General features: G+C 72.5%; 11 protein-coding genes. 5 read left to right on the top strand and 6 right to left on the bottom strand.

The genetic code is table 11. The annotated features are described in order from the left end of the window. Positions 1-152 precede the first annotated feature (152 nt). The gene (locus tag E0F75_RS34010; protein WP_229314820.1) at positions 153-968 is read right to left on the bottom strand and encodes a helix-turn-helix transcriptional regulator; all 816 of its coding nucleotides are present in this window, start codon (positions 966-968) and stop codon (positions 153-155) included. A gap of 91 nt (positions 969-1,059) precedes the next feature. On the opposite strand from E0F75_RS34010, the gene E0F75_RS34005 reads away from it, so the two are divergent. The 3 genes from E0F75_RS34005 (at position 1,060) to E0F75_RS33995 (ending at position 6,473) form a co-directional block, all read left to right on the top strand. Further along, complete coding sequence (locus E0F75_RS34005; protein WP_229314819.1) at positions 1,060-2,745, top strand: AMP-binding protein; 1,686 nt, start codon at positions 1,060-1,062, stop codon at positions 2,743-2,745. After that, complete coding sequence (locus tag E0F75_RS34000; protein ID WP_229314818.1) at positions 2,742-4,370, top strand: AMP-binding protein; 1,629 nt, start codon at positions 2,742-2,744, stop codon at positions 4,368-4,370. Before E0F75_RS34005 ends, E0F75_RS34000 begins: the two co-directional genes overlap by 4 nt. A gap of 321 nt (positions 4,371-4,691) precedes the next feature. Continuing rightward, positions 4,692-6,473: a bifunctional UDP-sugar hydrolase/5'-nucleotidase gene (locus tag E0F75_RS33995; RefSeq protein WP_229314817.1), complete on the top strand. Its 1,782-nt coding sequence runs from the start codon at positions 4,692-4,694 to the stop codon at positions 6,471-6,473. 59 nt (positions 6,474-6,532) lie between these two features. Here the strand turns inward: E0F75_RS33995 and E0F75_RS33990 are convergent, their stop codons facing one another. The 3 genes from E0F75_RS33990 to E0F75_RS40795 form a co-directional block, all read right to left on the bottom strand. After that, on the bottom strand, positions 6,533-7,069 hold the full coding sequence (locus tag E0F75_RS33990; RefSeq protein WP_229314816.1) for a GNAT family N-acetyltransferase: 537 nt from the start codon (positions 7,067-7,069) through the stop codon (positions 6,533-6,535). Between the two features lie 19 nt (positions 7,070-7,088). Beyond that, entirely contained in the window at positions 7,089-7,892 is an 804-nt protein-coding gene (locus tag E0F75_RS33985) for a TIGR04222 domain-containing membrane protein (RefSeq protein ID WP_229314815.1), read from the bottom strand. Between the two features lie 135 nt (positions 7,893-8,027). Beyond that, the gene (locus E0F75_RS40795; RefSeq protein WP_374115482.1) at positions 8,028-9,281 is read right to left on the bottom strand and encodes a hypothetical protein; all 1,254 of its coding nucleotides are present in this window, start codon (positions 9,279-9,281) and stop codon (positions 8,028-8,030) included. Between the two features lie 332 nt (positions 9,282-9,613). Between E0F75_RS40795 and gcl the strand changes: the two genes are divergently transcribed. Next, positions 9,614-11,392, top strand: a complete 1,779-nt coding sequence (gene gcl / locus E0F75_RS33970; RefSeq protein WP_229314892.1) for a glyoxylate carboligase — start codon at positions 9,614-9,616, stop codon at positions 11,390-11,392. A 12-nt stretch (positions 11,393-11,404) separates the two neighbouring features. On the opposite strand, the gene E0F75_RS33965 is transcribed toward gcl, so the two are convergent. After that, the gene (locus tag E0F75_RS33965) at positions 11,405-12,433 is read right to left on the bottom strand and encodes an ArsR family transcriptional regulator (protein ID WP_229314814.1); all 1,029 of its coding nucleotides are present in this window, start codon (positions 12,431-12,433) and stop codon (positions 11,405-11,407) included. 70 nt (positions 12,434-12,503) lie between these two features. On the opposite strand from E0F75_RS33965, the gene E0F75_RS33960 reads away from it, so the two are divergent. Further along, the gene (locus tag E0F75_RS33960; RefSeq protein WP_229314813.1) at positions 12,504-13,730 is read left to right on the top strand and encodes an MFS transporter; all 1,227 of its coding nucleotides are present in this window, start codon (positions 12,504-12,506) and stop codon (positions 13,728-13,730) included. Here the strand turns inward: E0F75_RS33960 and E0F75_RS33955 are convergent. After that, positions 13,666-14,331 carry an HNH endonuclease family protein gene (locus E0F75_RS33955; protein WP_229314812.1) on the bottom strand — a complete coding sequence of 222 codons (666 nt, stop codon included), beginning with the start codon at positions 14,329-14,331 and terminating at the stop codon, positions 13,666-13,668. The genes E0F75_RS33960 and E0F75_RS33955 overlap by 65 nt on opposite strands. Positions 14,332-14,576: the final 245 nt, after the last annotated feature.

Genomic DNA, 14,576 nt, shown 5'->3' with positions numbered 1-14,576 from the left:
ACGGCGGGGTCGGCCGAGTGACTGGCGAGGAAGCCCTGGCCGCCGTCCTCGGCGCGGCCGGCCGGTACCCGGCGGGCGAATCGGCGCCCAGCCGCCCGAGCTCCTGAAGTGGGCCCCAGCGGGAATCACGGGACTTCCCCCGGTGACGCGCCCTACGGCAGCGCCCCCGCCCTCCGGGCCGCCACCACCGCCTCCAGACGGGTGTGCGCGCCCAGTTTGCGCATCGCCGAGCGCAGGTAGCCCTTGACCGTCTCCGGGCGCAGGCCGAGGCGCGTCGCCGCCGTCGCGTTCGTCGCGCCCGAGGCCACCGCCGCGAGGACGTCCGTCTCCCGAGGGGTCAGCGCCACCCCCGGCAGGTCGCGGGGTGTCCCCGAGGCCGTCTCCAGGCGGCCGCAGACCGCGAGCAGGCGTTCCCGCAGCTCCGGGTCCGGGACCTGCGGGGCCAGTTCGCGCAGCTCCCCGTACGCCTGGCGGACCTCCTCCCAGGACGGTCCCGGGGCCGGCAGGGTGTCGAGGCGGCCGACCTCGTCCCGTACGGCCAGCGCCTGCTCCACGTCCCGGGCCGCCGCGACCGCCGCGTCGAAGACCCGCTCGCCGATCGGCAGGGCGTCGCGCAGTGCCCCGTACAGGACACCGCGCACCTTGCGGCGTACGACGACGGGCACCGCGATCACCGAGCGCAGCCCCTCCGCCGCGACCGGGCCGTCGTACTCATGGGTGATGTGCCGGGCCGAGGGGTAGTCCGTGACCGCGCACGGCCGCGACAGGGCCAGGCACTTGCCGCCGAGGCCCGAGCCGGTCGAGATCGTCAGGCCGTGCAGCGCGGGCGTCACCGCTCCGCAGGTCTCGCCGATCCGCATCCCCCGCCCGTCCTGGAGCAGCCCGCCGAAGACCACGGGCAGTCCGCTGCCCCGGCGCAGCCGCAGCAGCGCCGCGCGCAGTTCGGCCGTTTCCCTCTGCTCGGTCACGGGACCACTCCTTCACCCCCGAACGGGGGTAGTGAGACCTGGGTCACTGATTACACGATGTCCGGGACCGGTCCCGCAACGAGGAGGACGTATGACGGCACAGAGCGCGACCAGTGCGACGGAGAGGTTCCGGGCTGCCCGGGACTTCCTGCTCCAGCACCGCGAGGACTACGAGACGGCCTACGAGGGTTTCTCCTGGCCCCGGTCCGACCGGTTCAACTGGGCGCTCGAATGGTTCGACGTCATCGCCGAGGGCAACGCCCGGACCGCGCTCCACCTCGTCGAGGAGGACGGATCCGAGACCAAGGTGTCCTTCGCCGAGATGTCCGCGCGCTCCAACCGCGTCGCGAACTGGCTGCGCGCCCAGGGCGTCCGCGCCGGCGACCGGATCATCGTGATGCTGGGCAACCAGGTCGAGCTCTGGGAGACCGTGCTCGCTGCCATGAAGCTGCGCGCCGTCGTCATTCCCGCCACCCCGCTCCTGGGCCCCGCCGACCTCCGCGACCGCGTCGACCGGGGCCGCGCCCGGCATGTCGTCGTGCGCGCCGAGGACACCGCCAAGTTCGACGACGTCCCGGGGGAGTACACCCGGATCGCGGTCGGCGGCGACGGGGTGGGCTGGCTGGGGTACGAGCACGCCGCCCGCGAGTCCGAGGTGTTCGAGCCCGAGGGCGTCACCCTCGCCGACGACACCCTCATGCTGTACTTCACCTCCGGCACGACCGCCCGCCCCAAGCTGGTCGAGCACACCCACACCTCGTACCCGGTCGGGCACCTCTCGACGATGTACTGGATCGGCCTCAAGCCCGGCGACGTGCACCTCAACATCTCCTCGCCGGGCTGGGCCAAGCACGCCTGGTCCAACCTCTTCGCCCCGTGGAACGCCGAGGCGACCGTCTTCATCCACAACTACACGCGCTTCGACCCGGCCCGGCTGATGAACGAGATGGAGCGCAACGGCGTCACCAGCTTCTGCGCCCCGCCGACCGTGTGGCGGATGCTGATCCAGTCCGACCTCGGCCAGCTGAAGACCCCGCCGCGCGAGGTCGTCGCCGCGGGCGAACCGCTGAACCCCGAGGTCATCGAGTCCGTACGGCGCGCCTGGGGCGTCACCATCCGGGACGGCTTCGGCCAGACGGAGACCGCCGTCCAGGTCTCCAACAGCCCCGGCCAGCGGCTCAAGGAGGGCTCCATGGGGCGCCCGAGCCCCGGCTTCCGGGTCACCCTCGTCGACCCGGTGAGCGGGCAGGCGGACGTGGAGGAGGGCGAGATCTGTCTCGACCTGTCCACCAACCCGGTGGGCCTGATGACCGGTTACCACGGCGACCCGGAGCGTACGGCGGAGGCGATGGCCGAAGGCTACTACCGCACCGGCGACATCGGCTCCAGGGACGCCGAGGGGTACGTCACCTACATCGGACGCGCCGACGACGTCTTCAAGGCCTCCGACTACAAGATCAGCCCCTTCGAGCTGGAGAGCGCGCTCCTGGAGCACGAGGCCGTCGCCGAGGCCGCCGTCGTCCCCGCCCCGGATCCGCTGCGGCTCGCCGTCCCCAAGGCGTACGTCGTCCTCGCGGCCGGCTGGGAGCCCGACGCGGAGACCGCGAAGGCCCTCTTCGCCCACTCGCGCGCGGTCCTCGCCCCGTACAAGCGGGTCCGGCGCATCGAGTTCGCCGAGTTGCCCAAGACCGTCTCCGGCAAGATCCGGCGGGTGGAACTGCGCCGGCTGACCGCCGAGGGCGGCGGCAGGGAATTCGTGGAAGGGGACCTCGCATGACCACGTCCGGCACCGTCGCGCCCGCCGAACTCTCCTACGCCCATGGGGTGTCGGAGACCCCGCTCCTCGGCGACACCATCGGCGCCAACCTGGACCGGGCCGTCGCCGCCTGGCCGGACCGGGAGGCACTCGTCGACGTGCCCACCGGACGCCGCTGGACGTACGGGCAATTCGGCGCCGACGTCGACCGGTTGGCCGGGTCGCTGCTCGGCAGCGGGGTGCGGAAGGGGGACCGGGTCGGCATCTGGGCGGTCAACTGCGCCGAGTGGGTCCTCGTGCAGTACGCCACCGCCCGGATCGGCGCCGTCATGGTCAACATCAACCCCGCCTACCGCCCGCACGAGTTGGCGTACGTCCTCAACCAGGCCGGGATCGCGCTGCTCTTCGCCTCGCTCACGCACAAGACGAGCGACTACCGGGCGATGGTCGAGCAAGTGCGGTCCGAATGCCCTGAGTTGCGCGAGGTGGTCTACTTCGGCGACCCGGGCTGGGACGCGTTCCTCGCCCGCACCCCGGGAGAGCTGCGCCCCGAACCGCTCTCCTGCGACGAGCCCGTCAACATCCAGTACACCTCGGGGACCACGGGCTTCCCCAAGGGGGCCACGCTCTCCCACCACAACATCCTCAACAACGGCTACTTCGTGGGCGAGATGATCGCCTACTCCGAGCAGGACCGCATCTGCATCCCGGTGCCCTTCTACCACTGCTTCGGCATGGTCATGGGGAACCTGGCCGCCACCTCGCACGGCGCCTGCATGGTGATCCCCGCGCCCTCCTTCGACCCGGCCGCCACCCTGCGGGCCGTACAGGAGGAGCGCTGCACCTCGCTCTACGGCGTGCCCACGATGTTCATCGCCGAGCTGAACCTCCCCGACTTCGCCACCTACGACCTGTCGAGCCTGCGCACCGGCATCATGGCCGGCTCGCCGTGCCCGGTGGAGGTGATGAAGCGGGTCGTCGCCGAGATGAACATGGCGGAGGTGTCGATCTGTTACGGCATGACCGAGACCTCGCCGGTCTCCACCCAGACCCGCCGCGACGACGACCTGGAGCGCCGCACGGGCACGGTCGGACGGGTCATGCCGCACGTCGAGGTGAAGGTCGTCGACCCGGCGACCGGCCTCACCGTCGGACGCGGCACCGCGGGCGAGCTGTGCACCCGTGGCTACAGCGTGATGCTCGGCTACTGGGACGAGCCGGAGAAGACCGCCGAGGCGATCGACTCCGGCCGCTGGATGCACACCGGCGACCTGGCGGTGATCCGCGACGACGGCTACGTCCAGATCGTCGGCCGCATCAAGGACATGATCATCCGGGGCGGTGAGAACGTGTACCCGCGCGAGATCGAGGAGTTTCTCTACGGGTACGCGAAGATCGCCGACGTCCAGGTCGTGGGCGTGCCCGACGAGCGCTACGGCGAGGAGATCCTCGCCTGCGTCATCCCCCGCGACCCGGCCGATCCGCCCACCCTGGAGGACGTCACCGCCTTCTGCCGCGACCGGCTCGCCCACTACAAGATCCCGCGCCGGGTGGAGATCCTCACCGAGTTCCCGATGACGGTGAGCGGGAAGGTACGGAAGGTGGAACTGCGTCAGCGGTACGGGGAGGCTTCGGCCGCGGAGTAGGTACCGGGGGCGGTGGGCGGTAGGCGGCACCGGCGGGCGGCGGGCGGCGGGCGGCGGGAGCGAGCGGCAGGCGGGTGGCGTCAGGTGGCAGGCGGCGGTCGGGCCGGACGAGTCCGCCGGGTGCGGTGCGGCCCCTTTTCGGCTGCGGGATCACGGCAGTTGGGGCATCGGCCAACCTGCGTTCCCGTGGCCCGCCCGCCGGCCGGGAAGTCGCTGAAGCGGTCATTCCCCATGCCTTGGAGCGCAGTACGACGTTCATGGCCATGACACCGACGGGGAGTGGGATGAGTTCGCTCGTCCCACTCCGAAGGAGTCATCGCCTTGAGACACTTCCTTCGCCGGATCGGCGTCATCGCCGCGGGCACCGCCCTCCTCGGTGGCGCACTGTCCGTCTCACCGGCAGCCGCAGACGACACTGTCGACATCCAACTCCTCAGCATCACCGACTTCCACGGTTACCTGCAGCCGCCCACCGCCGGGCAGGGCGGCTCCATCCCCACCGGGCGCGGCACCTCGGTCACCGTCGGCGGCGCCGCCTATCTCGCCACCCACCTCAAGCGGTTACGGGGCGACCACCCCCGCTCCGTCACCTTCGCCACAGGAGACAGCTTCGCCGGCTGGCCCTTCGAAGTGGACGCCTTCCAGGACGAGCCGACGGTCGAGGTGCTCAACAAGCTCGGCGTGCGCTTCTCGGCCCTGGGCAACCACGAGCTGGACGTCTCACCCGAGTTCCTGGTCCAGCACATGGAGGAGGGGCGGTGCTTCGGCACCGTGGACGTGGACAGCTGCTTCACGGACTCCACCGGACGGCGCTTCCACGGCGCCGACTTCACCTTCCAATCGGGCAACATCATCGACGCGCGGACCGGTCGCCCGGTGGTGGACCCCTACCGCGTCGAGTGGTTCCGCACCGCCGGCGGGAAGCGCGTACCCGTCGGCTTCATCAGCACCACGGTGGAGGGCTCCGTCACCAACTCGACGTCCTTCCAGCCGCAGCTGCGCGCCCTCGACCAGGCACGGACCATCGAGCGCTACACCAAGGAGCTCAAGCGTCGCGGCGTCGAGGCCATCGTCCTCAACGTGCACGAGGGCGGGTCGCCGACCGACATCACCGCGGGCTACGACGCGTGCGACGCCGTCTTCGGCCCGGTCTTCGAACTGGCGAGGAAGGTCCCCGCCGAGATCGACGCGATCGTCACGGGAGACTGGCACTGGCGCTTCAACTGCATGGTGCCCGACCCGGCCGGCGAACCGCGCCCGATCGTGGAGGCGGGCCACCACGGCGGTGTGATCAACGAGATCAACCTGTCCCTCGATCCGGCGACCGGTGAGGTCCTCAGGGACCGCACCCGGTCCGTCAACCACGCCGTGACGCGCGACGTGGCACCGGACCGCGACGTCCAGAAGATCGTCGACTACTGGGTCGCGCGCGGAGCCCGGCGGTTCGCCGAGCCGCTCGCCCGGCAGACCGGCTCCTTCACCCGTACACCGAACGCGGCGGGCGAGAGCACGGCGGCCGACCTGTACGCCGACGCGCAGCTCTGGAACGCCAACCGCACCAGCCAGGGGCGGGCCGATCTGGCGCTGATCTCCGCGCGGCCCGCCAAGGGCAGCAACGCCGTCCGGGGTGACCTGCCGTTCAAGAAGGGGAGCAACCCCGCCGACGCGGACGGGCGCATCCTGTTCGGCGAGTCCTGGAACGCCTACGGCTACGGCAACCCCGTCCTCACCGTCGGCGTGAAGGGCCGTCAGCTCGACGCGATCCTCGAACAACAGTGGCAGAAGCAGACCGACGGGTCGGTGAGGTCCGCGCCGCTCGCCGTGTCCCGCAACGTCTCGTACAGCTACGACCCGGCCCGGCCCGTCGGCGACCGCGTCTCCCCCCGGGACGTGAGGATCAACGGCCGGCCGCTCGACCCCGCCCGTACCTACCGGGTCGCCGCCCTCGCCTACACGGTCGTCGGAGCCGACGGGTACGGCGCCTTCGCCGGCTACACCGCGCCCGTCCGCAACAGCCCCGACCACGAGAGCTTCGTGGACTACCTGAAGACCCACAGGACGATCTCCCCGGCACCCCTCAACCGCGTCCGCGTCAAGGGCTGACACGATCGGATCCGGCGTGCGGCGGCAGTCGACGCTGACGGTCGACACCGGTGCGAAGGTCAACTCTGCAGCCGGGCGGCGCCCTCCACCTCCCGGCGCATGCAGACGCGCGGCCAGACCGACAGACCGTGGTCGGCCTCCGCACGGCTGATCGCCCGCAGGCCCTCCGTGAGCGCCGGGTCGGAGTCGGTGAGCGGACGGAAGCCGAGCCGCGCGTAGTACGGCGCGTTCCACGGCACTTCGGTGAACGTCGTCAGGGTCAGCGCCGCCAGACCCTGCTCCCCGGCGGCCGCCGCCAGATGCTCGATCAGGGCCCGGCCGACCCCCCGGCGGGCGGCGTCCGGATGCACCGACACCTGCTCGATGTGGGCGGAGCCGTCGACCGTGTCGGTCAGCAGATACGCGACCGGGCGGTCGGCGGCGGCCACCGCCACCCACGCCCGGCCCGCACGGCGATAGGACTCCAGGACGTCCAGGGGCAGCGGGTCGTCGTCGGCGATCGCCGCCATGCCGAGAGTACGGAACGGCTCGCCCGCCGCCCGTTCGATGTCCTGGAGCAGCGGGAGTTCGGCCGGAGCGGCCGCTCTGATGCGCATACGACAGTATGGCGCGGCCTCACCCCGCGCCGTCTCCCGGAACCGGACCACGATCCTGCGGCGGCCGGTTCCGGTCCACCTCACCGGGCCGGTCGAGCAGCCCGCCGTCCCGCGAGAAATGGGGCAGGAACAGCGCGAGCGCCGGATCGCCGTACAGGGCCACGTACAGCTGGACGAGCCACCCGTCCGTCACCTCACGCCGATGCGCCGGCAGCGGGTACCGCTCCCGCAGCCCGGTGAGGAGCCGTCGCGCCGCCCGGGTCGCCGGCGGCAGCCGTAGCAGCACCACGGCCGCGAGCAGGACGGGCAGGGCCCCGGCCGCCAGCGCCCCGGCCAGACCGGTACCGGTCGCCCCCGTCGCGTACGCCCCCGCCGCCACCGTCAGCGGTACGCAGCCGAGCAGCACCCTGGCCGCCCACATCCGCGCCGGCGGCTGCAGCAGCCCGGCCCCGCGCAGCTCGCGGCGCAGCGCGTCCACCGCCCGGCGTGCCTCGGGGCGCAGCGCCAGATCGCGCAACGCGAACGCCCGGTGGAGCGCCCCGTGCACCCCCAGCTGGACGGGGTCCCGGGTGCGGCCGGGGCCGCCGTTGGCCCGAATCGTATGTTTGCGGCCCGCCGCGACCGCCCCGCGCTGGTGCAGCGCCACCAGCGCCACGGTGACGGCCGCCCGCCGCCCGCCGCGCAGCAGCGCCAGGGCCTGCGGCGGCGGCACGTCGTCCGGACGCGGCCCTTCGCTTTCCTTGCTGCGGGTTCGCAACAAGGCGACGGCGAGCAGTAGTTGACCGCAGGCCGCTCCTATGAACCACCACATCCCCGTCGGCATGACGCCCACCCCCCGAGGGTGTTGTGCCCGGGGGAGCGTGATCGTCACGCGTGAATGGCCGGTTTCGGATGCCGAGGTGTTGTGGGCGCCACGCCTTCGGGGCCGGCGCACAGGGGCGGGCCCTGGGCGGCACGCTCAGACGGCGCCCGAGGCCAGGTCGTCGGCGGCGCTGTTCACCGGCTGCGGGGTGCCGGTCAGGTCGAGCACGAAGAGCGGAAGGCCGACCTCGGCGGCCCGCGAACGGGCCTCAGGGGTGTAGCCGGCGAGCGAGAAGAACACGCTCACGGAGGAGGCGCTCAGCCCGTTCAGCCAGAGGCACTCGACGGCCCGGAGCCCGGTGGGCCGGGTGCTCGGGTCGACCTGCGCGACGAGCCCCAGCGCCCGCAGGTCCACCCCGGACGCGGGACGCTCCTCGGGCTGGACCACGTCCCGGAACCCCAGCCAGCGCAGGTACCCGGCGGCCGCGGCGACCGCGTCCCGAGCGGTCCGGATCGTCAGCGGCCGGAAGTCCCCGCGCACCGGGGCCGGACGCGGGGCGGTGGGCGGCAGGGGTATGTGGGAGGGATAGCGCTCGGCGAAGGTGCGGGGCCCGCCCGGACGGGGCGGGTTCGCGGGGTGACGGTGGGCGGCGGGCCCGGGCGGGGCGCCGGGGGCGCCGGGGGCCGGACCGGGCCCGGGCGCGGCTCCGGAGGTGCCCGGGCTCGTACCCGCGGGACCGGGACCCGTACCAAGGGGGCCGGGGCCCGTGCCGAACCAGGCCGAGCCGGGTTCGACGGGCTGGGGGTGCTCCGTACCGGGGGAGGCGTCCGCCCGGGGCGGGTGGGGCCCGCCCGCGGCGATCGGACCGATCGGACCAGTCAGACCGGAGGAGCCGGACGGGCTGGACGGACCGATCGGATCGATGGGATCGATGGGATCGATCGGGCTGGACGTGGCGGACGGATCGAACGGGCCGGACAGGCCGGCCTGAGGAGAGGGCGGCGAGGACGGAGCCCGGCCACCGCCGATCGCTCCCGGCCCGGCAGCGCCCGTACCCGTACCCGTGCCCGTACCCGTACCCGTGCCCGTACCCGTGCCCCTGCCCGTGCCCGTGCCCCTGCCCGTACCCGGACGCGTACCCGAGCCCGAGCCCGACCGGTCGGCACCCGCTTCCGGCCACGACCCGGCGGCTCCTCCGGAGCCCTCCGCGGGCCCGCCGGCCGTCGGGGTCCCCGATTCCACCGCCCGCACCGGTACCCGCAGGACCGCCCCGCACGTGCAGCCCGTCTCCGGGTGCGGCCAGTCGTCCTCGCGGCCGCAGGCTCCGCAGCGGACGGTGACCCACTCGTCCGTCCAGTTCCGGTGCGTGATGGGTTCCGCCGTCGCGCCCGCCGTCACGGGCGGCGCCACCGGGCTTCCGCACGCGCAGGGGAAGACGGGCGCCGCGTACGCCTGCGTGCGCAGGCATTCCGGGCAGCGCACCGGTACCGACTCGCCCACAACCAACCCCCTGTCGTTCCGTCCCATCGTCCACCCATCGGACGCCTCGGGGGGAGGTGTTCGGCCACTTCCGTGATCCCGCCGGTCGGACTTCTCTTGACGGTTCTCCGGACCCCGACCTACATTGCTTCCGTATAGCAGAACAGTATTTCCGCATTACGGAAACAAGTCGCTCCGGGCTCCCTAGCCGACCGGTGGGCTTGGATCCGCCCGGCCGAAGCAGGAGCACTCCCATGCCTCGTATGACCGCCGCCGCAGCGGCCGTTGAGATCCTCAAGCGCGAAGGCGTCACCACCGCGTTCGGCGTGCCCGGCGCGGCGATCAACCCCTTCTACCGCGAGCTCAAGAACGTCGGCGGCATCGGCCACACGCTGGCCCGCCACGTCGAGGGCGCGTCCCACATGGCCGAGGGCTACACCCGTGCCAAGGCCGGCAACATCGGTGTCTGCATCGGTACCTCCGGCCCCGCCGGCACCGACATGATCACCGGCCTGTACTCGGCGATCGCCGACTCGATCCCGATCCTGTGCATCACCGGTCAGGCTCCGGTCTCGAAGCTCCACAAGGAGGACTTCCAGGCCGTCGACATCGCCTCGATCGCCAAGCCGGTCACCAAGAAGGCCACCACGGTCCTGGAGGCCGCTCAGGTCCCGGGCGTCTTCCAGGAGGCCTTCCACCTGATGCGCTCCGGCCGTCCCGGCCCGGTCCTCATCGACCTGCCGATCGACGTCCAGCTGACCGAGATCGAGTTCGACCCGGAGACGTACGAGCCGCTGCCGGTCTACAAGCCGCGCGCCACCCGCGCCCAGGCCGAGAAGGCCCTGAACTTCCTCCTGGAGTCCGAGCGCCCGCTGATCGTCGCCGGTGGCGGCATCATCAACGCCGACGCATCCGACCTGCTGGTCGAGTTCGCCGAGCTGACGAACATCCCGGTCATCTCCACCCTGATGGGCTGGGGTGCCATCCCGGACGACCACGAGCTGGCCGCCGGCATGGTCGGCGTCCAGACCGCGCACCGCTACGGCAACGCGACCTTCCTGGAGTCGGACTTCGTCCTCGGCGTCGGCAACCGCTGGGCCAACCGCCACACCGGCTACAACCTGGACGCGTACACCAAGGGCCGGAAGTTCGTCCACGTCGACATCGAGCCCACCCAGATCGGCAAGATCTTCGCCCCGGACTTCGGCTTCGCCTCCGACGCCAAGGCCGCGCTCGAACTCTTCGTCGAGATCGCCAAGGAGCTCAAGGCCGCGGGCAGGCTCCCCGACTTCTCCGCCTGGGCGGCCTCCGCGCAGGAGCGCAAGGCGAGCCTCCAGCGCCGTACGCACTTCGACAACATCCCCCTGAAGCCGCAGCGCGTCTACGAGGAGATGAACAAGGCCTTCGGCCCGGAGACCCGCTACGTCACCACCATCGGTCTCTCCCAGATCGCCGCGGCCCAGTTCCTGCACGTCTACAAGCCGCGCAACTGGATCAACTGCGGCCAGGCCGGTCCGCTCGGCTGGACCATCCCGGCCGCCATCGGTGCCGCCACCGCGGACCCGGAGACCCCGATCGTCGCCATCTCCGGCGACTACGACTTCCAGTTCATGATCGAGGAGCTGGCGGTCGCCGCCCAGCACAAGGTCCCCTACGTCCACGTCCTGGTGAACAACGCCTACCTGGGCCTGATCCGTCAGGCGCAGGGCGGCCTGGGGATCAACTTCGAGGTCAACCTCGAATTCGAGAACATCAACACCCCGGAGATCGGCGTCTACGGCGTCGACCACGTCAAGGTCGCCGAGGGCCTGGGCGTCAAGGCGATCCGCGTCACCGACCCCGACAAGCTGGGCGAGGCGTTCGAGGAGGCCAAGAAGCTGGCCGTCGAGCACCAGGTCCCGGTCGTCGTCGAGGCCATCCTGGAGCGCATCACCAACATCGCGATGAGCAAGACGGTCGACATGAGCGATGTCACCGAGTTCGAGGAGCTGGCCACCGAGCCCGGCCACGCGCCGACCGCGATCAAGGCCCTCAAGGTCTGATCGTCCCCCTCGTCAGAGGGACCGACCCCCGCCCCGAGGAGCACCGGGGCGGGGGTCTCCCTGTGCCGCCACCAGCACCGCGCCCGCCTCCGTCCACTCGTACAGCACCGACCGGCCCGCCCGTCCCCGCCGTACGAGCCCGGCGTCGAGCAGCACCTTCAGATGCCGCCCCACCGAGCCGAGTCCCTGCCCGGTGAGCGCCACCAACTGGCTGGTGGACGTGGGGGATTCGAGTCGTACGAGAACCCCCGCGCGCGCCGTGCCGAGCAACGCCCCGAGCGCCCGGGGCGCGACGGGGCCCGACTGGTCCGCCAGGACGCCCGCGCACGGGTAGACCACCGCGAACCGTTCCGTGCCCTCCCAGGAGACCCAGCCCGTGGCGGGGGTCACCGGGACGAACAGCAGCCGGCCGCCGTCGACCGAACGCGGCGGATACGCCCGGGGGTTGACCTGGAGCCGCCCGTCGCCCAGCCAGCGCATCCTCCCCGGGGACAGCTCGTCGAGCGCCGCCGCCCAGCCGTCCCGGGCCAACCGGGCCGTCCGGGCCACCACATCGGCCTCCAGGATCCGGCGGCGGCGCGGCCAGTCGGGCAGCACCGTCTCCCGCCACACCCAGTCCAGGACCTCCGCCATGCGCCGCGGCAGGTCCGTCGCCGACCGCAGCGGCTCCGGTACGGGTCCGCCGACCGCGACCTCCAACTGGTTTATCGCGTCGGCGGGTTCGGCCTCACGGACCGCCGCGACCTCCTCCTCGAAGGACCGCTCGCGATCGCCCGTCGGCGTCGGCGTCAGGAAGTCGGCGTTCCAGGTGGGGCCGATGGCCGCCCGTACGAGCAGCGCGTCGAGCGGCTCGGCGGCGAGGCGCAACCGGTACGCGGACAGCTGGGCGGCCAGCCAGGCGCGCTCGCCCGGATGGGCACCGGACCCGTGCCCGTCGGCCGCCGCGTGCAGGGTCTTGAGGGCCGCGATCGCCTCGGCGAGCGGGGAGACGACGAATCTGCTCCCGGCGAGGGAGTCCGTGCCGATCTGCCACCAGCCCATGCCGCGCCCCGTCGTTTCGCCACTGCGCGAAACACTACCGAGGCCGTCGCCCGCGTCCGAGACTCCCCGCATGCCCCGCTACCGCGACCTCTTCCGTACCCCCGAGTTCACCCCGCTCTTCCTCACGGGCGCCGTCCACACCGCCGCGCAGACGCTCGTCGGGCTCGGGCTCGCCACGCTCGTGTTCCGCGCGACCGGCTCCCCGCTCCTCTCCGCGCTCGCCCTCTTCGGACCCTCGCTCGCCCAGCTGATCGGCGCGACCACCCTGCTCTCGGCCGCCGACCGGCTGCCGCCGCGCGCCGCGATCTCCGGGATCGCGCTCTTCTTCGCCCTGGGCACCGCCGTCCTCGCGGTTCCCGGGCTGCCGACCTGGGCGGTCTTCGTCATCCTGCTCGCCGAGGGGCTCGCCGCCTCGCTCGGCGGCGGCGTGCGACACGGCCTCCTGAACGAGATCCTCGCCCGCGAGGACTTCCTCCTCGGCCGCTCGGTGACGAACATGGCCGTCGGCGTCTGCCAGATCGGCGGCTTCGCGACCGGCGGCCTCCTGATCGCCCTGTTCTCGCCGCGGGGCACGGTCCTCGTCGGCGCCGGCCTCTACCTCGCCGCCGCGCTCCTCGCCCGCCTCGGCCTCGGGGCGCGCCCGCCCCGCGCCGCCGGCCGGGCCTCGGTCGGCGAGACCTGGCGCACCAACCGGCGGCTGCTGTCCTCGCCCGCGCGCCGCCGCGCCTATCTGGCCCTCTGGATCCCCAACGGGCTGATCGTGGGCTGCGAGTCGCTCTTCGTGCCGTACGACCCCGAGCGCGCCGGGCTCCTCTTCGCCTGCGCCGCGCTCGGGATGCTGGCCGGGGACACCGCCGTCGGGCGCTTCCTGCCGGCACGGCTGCGGGGGCGGATCCGGTTCCCGCTGCAGGCGCTGCTCGCGGTCCCGTTCCTGGTGTTCGTCCTCGACCCGGCCCTGCCGCTCGCCGTCCTCGCGGTGACGGTCTCGGCGAGCGGGTACGCGGCGAGCCTTCTGCACCAGGAGCGGCTGATGGCCCTGGTGCCGGAGGAACTGAGCGGTCACGCCCTCGGCCTTCACACCTCGGGGATGCTCGCGCTCCAGGGGGTGAGCGCGGCGCTCGCCGGCACCCTCGCCCAGTACACGTCACCGCGCACGGGGATGGTGCTCCTCGCCCTCGCCTCGCTCACCGTGACGTACTCGCTGGCACGGGCCGAGGGGAGGGCGCAGGGGCCTACTTCGGTGTCGCCGAGCGGATCACGACCGTCTCCTCGCACGGACCGTCGGCGAACAGCTTGAGCGCCTCCGCCTCGTCCTTGTCGGCCGACAGGCCCCAGCGCAGTTTGGTGGACACCCACTCGCCCACGTAGCGGCAGTACTGGGCGGCGTCCGAGGGCACCCAGTCGGCCGGGTCCCGTCCCGCCTTGTCCTGTCGGCTGCGGGCGGTGACGGCGACGAGGGTCGCGGTCGCGCCCTGGTCGTTCGCGAACCGCTCGCGCCGGGACGCGGTCCAGCCGGACGCCCCCGACTCCCAGGCCTCGCCGAGCGGGACGAGGTGGTCGACGTGGAGCGTTGCCGGGTCGGAGACGCTCTGGCCGTCGTAGTACGAGGTCCAGCGGCCCCCGGTCAGCGCGCAGCCGGTACCGGTGGTGGGCGCGTCGACGGCCTCGGCGAGCAGGACCTCGGAGCGGGTGTCGCAGCCGTCCGTCGCGTCGAGACCGGCGTTCCAGTGGGGGAACGCGCTCGCCGTGAAGCCGTCCGGGTCCTCCGACGCCTCGGTGAGCTCGGCGAGTGCGTCGGGCAGCATCACGACGTTCGCGGAGAGGGCGGGGGAGGTGACGGCGAGCGGGGACAGGATGAGGGCGAGCGGGGTGAGCCCGCGCAACAGGTTCTTGATCATGTACGAGTGGATAGCGCCGACGAGCGGGTGCGGGGGCCCCGAATCGCGGTGCGCTCCTCCGAGCGGGTGCGGATCTTCACCGCAGAAACGATGCGCTGGCGGAGTCGTACGCACAGAGAAGAGCGCGGAACCAGGGACCGTAAACCTGGTTCCGCGCTCTCCGCTTGTGACCGCCCGACGGCACGAGGCTGGCGCGACAGGACGTTCGCGCCGCCGGGCGGAGTCTGGGGGATTCCCTCAGGAGG

This window comes from Streptomyces sp. CB02980 (assembly GCF_014451325.2).
Lineage (GTDB): Bacteria > Actinomycetota > Actinomycetes > Streptomycetales > Streptomycetaceae > Streptomyces.
This window is presented reverse-complemented; position numbering and strand designations above follow the sequence as displayed.

Bases quoted from the DNA above. Each gene is read 5' to 3' on its own strand.
- E0F75_RS33965 (WP_229314814.1), bottom strand. From the start codon at position 12,433: ATGGGCTGGTGGCAGATCGGCACGGACTCCCTCGCCGGGAGCAGATTC.
- E0F75_RS34005 (WP_229314819.1), top strand. From the start codon at position 1,060: ATGACGGCACAGAGCGCGACCAGTGCGACGGAGAGGTTCCGGGCTGCC.
- gcl (WP_229314892.1), top strand. From the start codon at position 9,614: ATGACCGCCGCCGCAGCGGCCGTTGAGATCCTCAAGCGCGAAGGCGTC.
- E0F75_RS33990 (WP_229314816.1), bottom strand. From the start codon at position 7,069: ATGCGCATCAGAGCGGCCGCTCCGGCCGAACTCCCGCTGCTCCAGGAC.
- E0F75_RS33960 (WP_229314813.1), top strand. From the start codon at position 12,504: ATGCCCCGCTACCGCGACCTCTTCCGTACCCCCGAGTTCACCCCGCTC.
- E0F75_RS33985 (WP_229314815.1), bottom strand. From the start codon at position 7,892: ATGCCGACGGGGATGTGGTGGTTCATAGGAGCGGCCTGCGGTCAACTA.
- E0F75_RS34000 (WP_229314818.1), top strand. From the start codon at position 2,742: ATGACCACGTCCGGCACCGTCGCGCCCGCCGAACTCTCCTACGCCCAT.
- E0F75_RS33955 (WP_229314812.1), bottom strand. From the start codon at position 14,331: ATGATCAAGAACCTGTTGCGCGGGCTCACCCCGCTCGCCCTCATCCTG.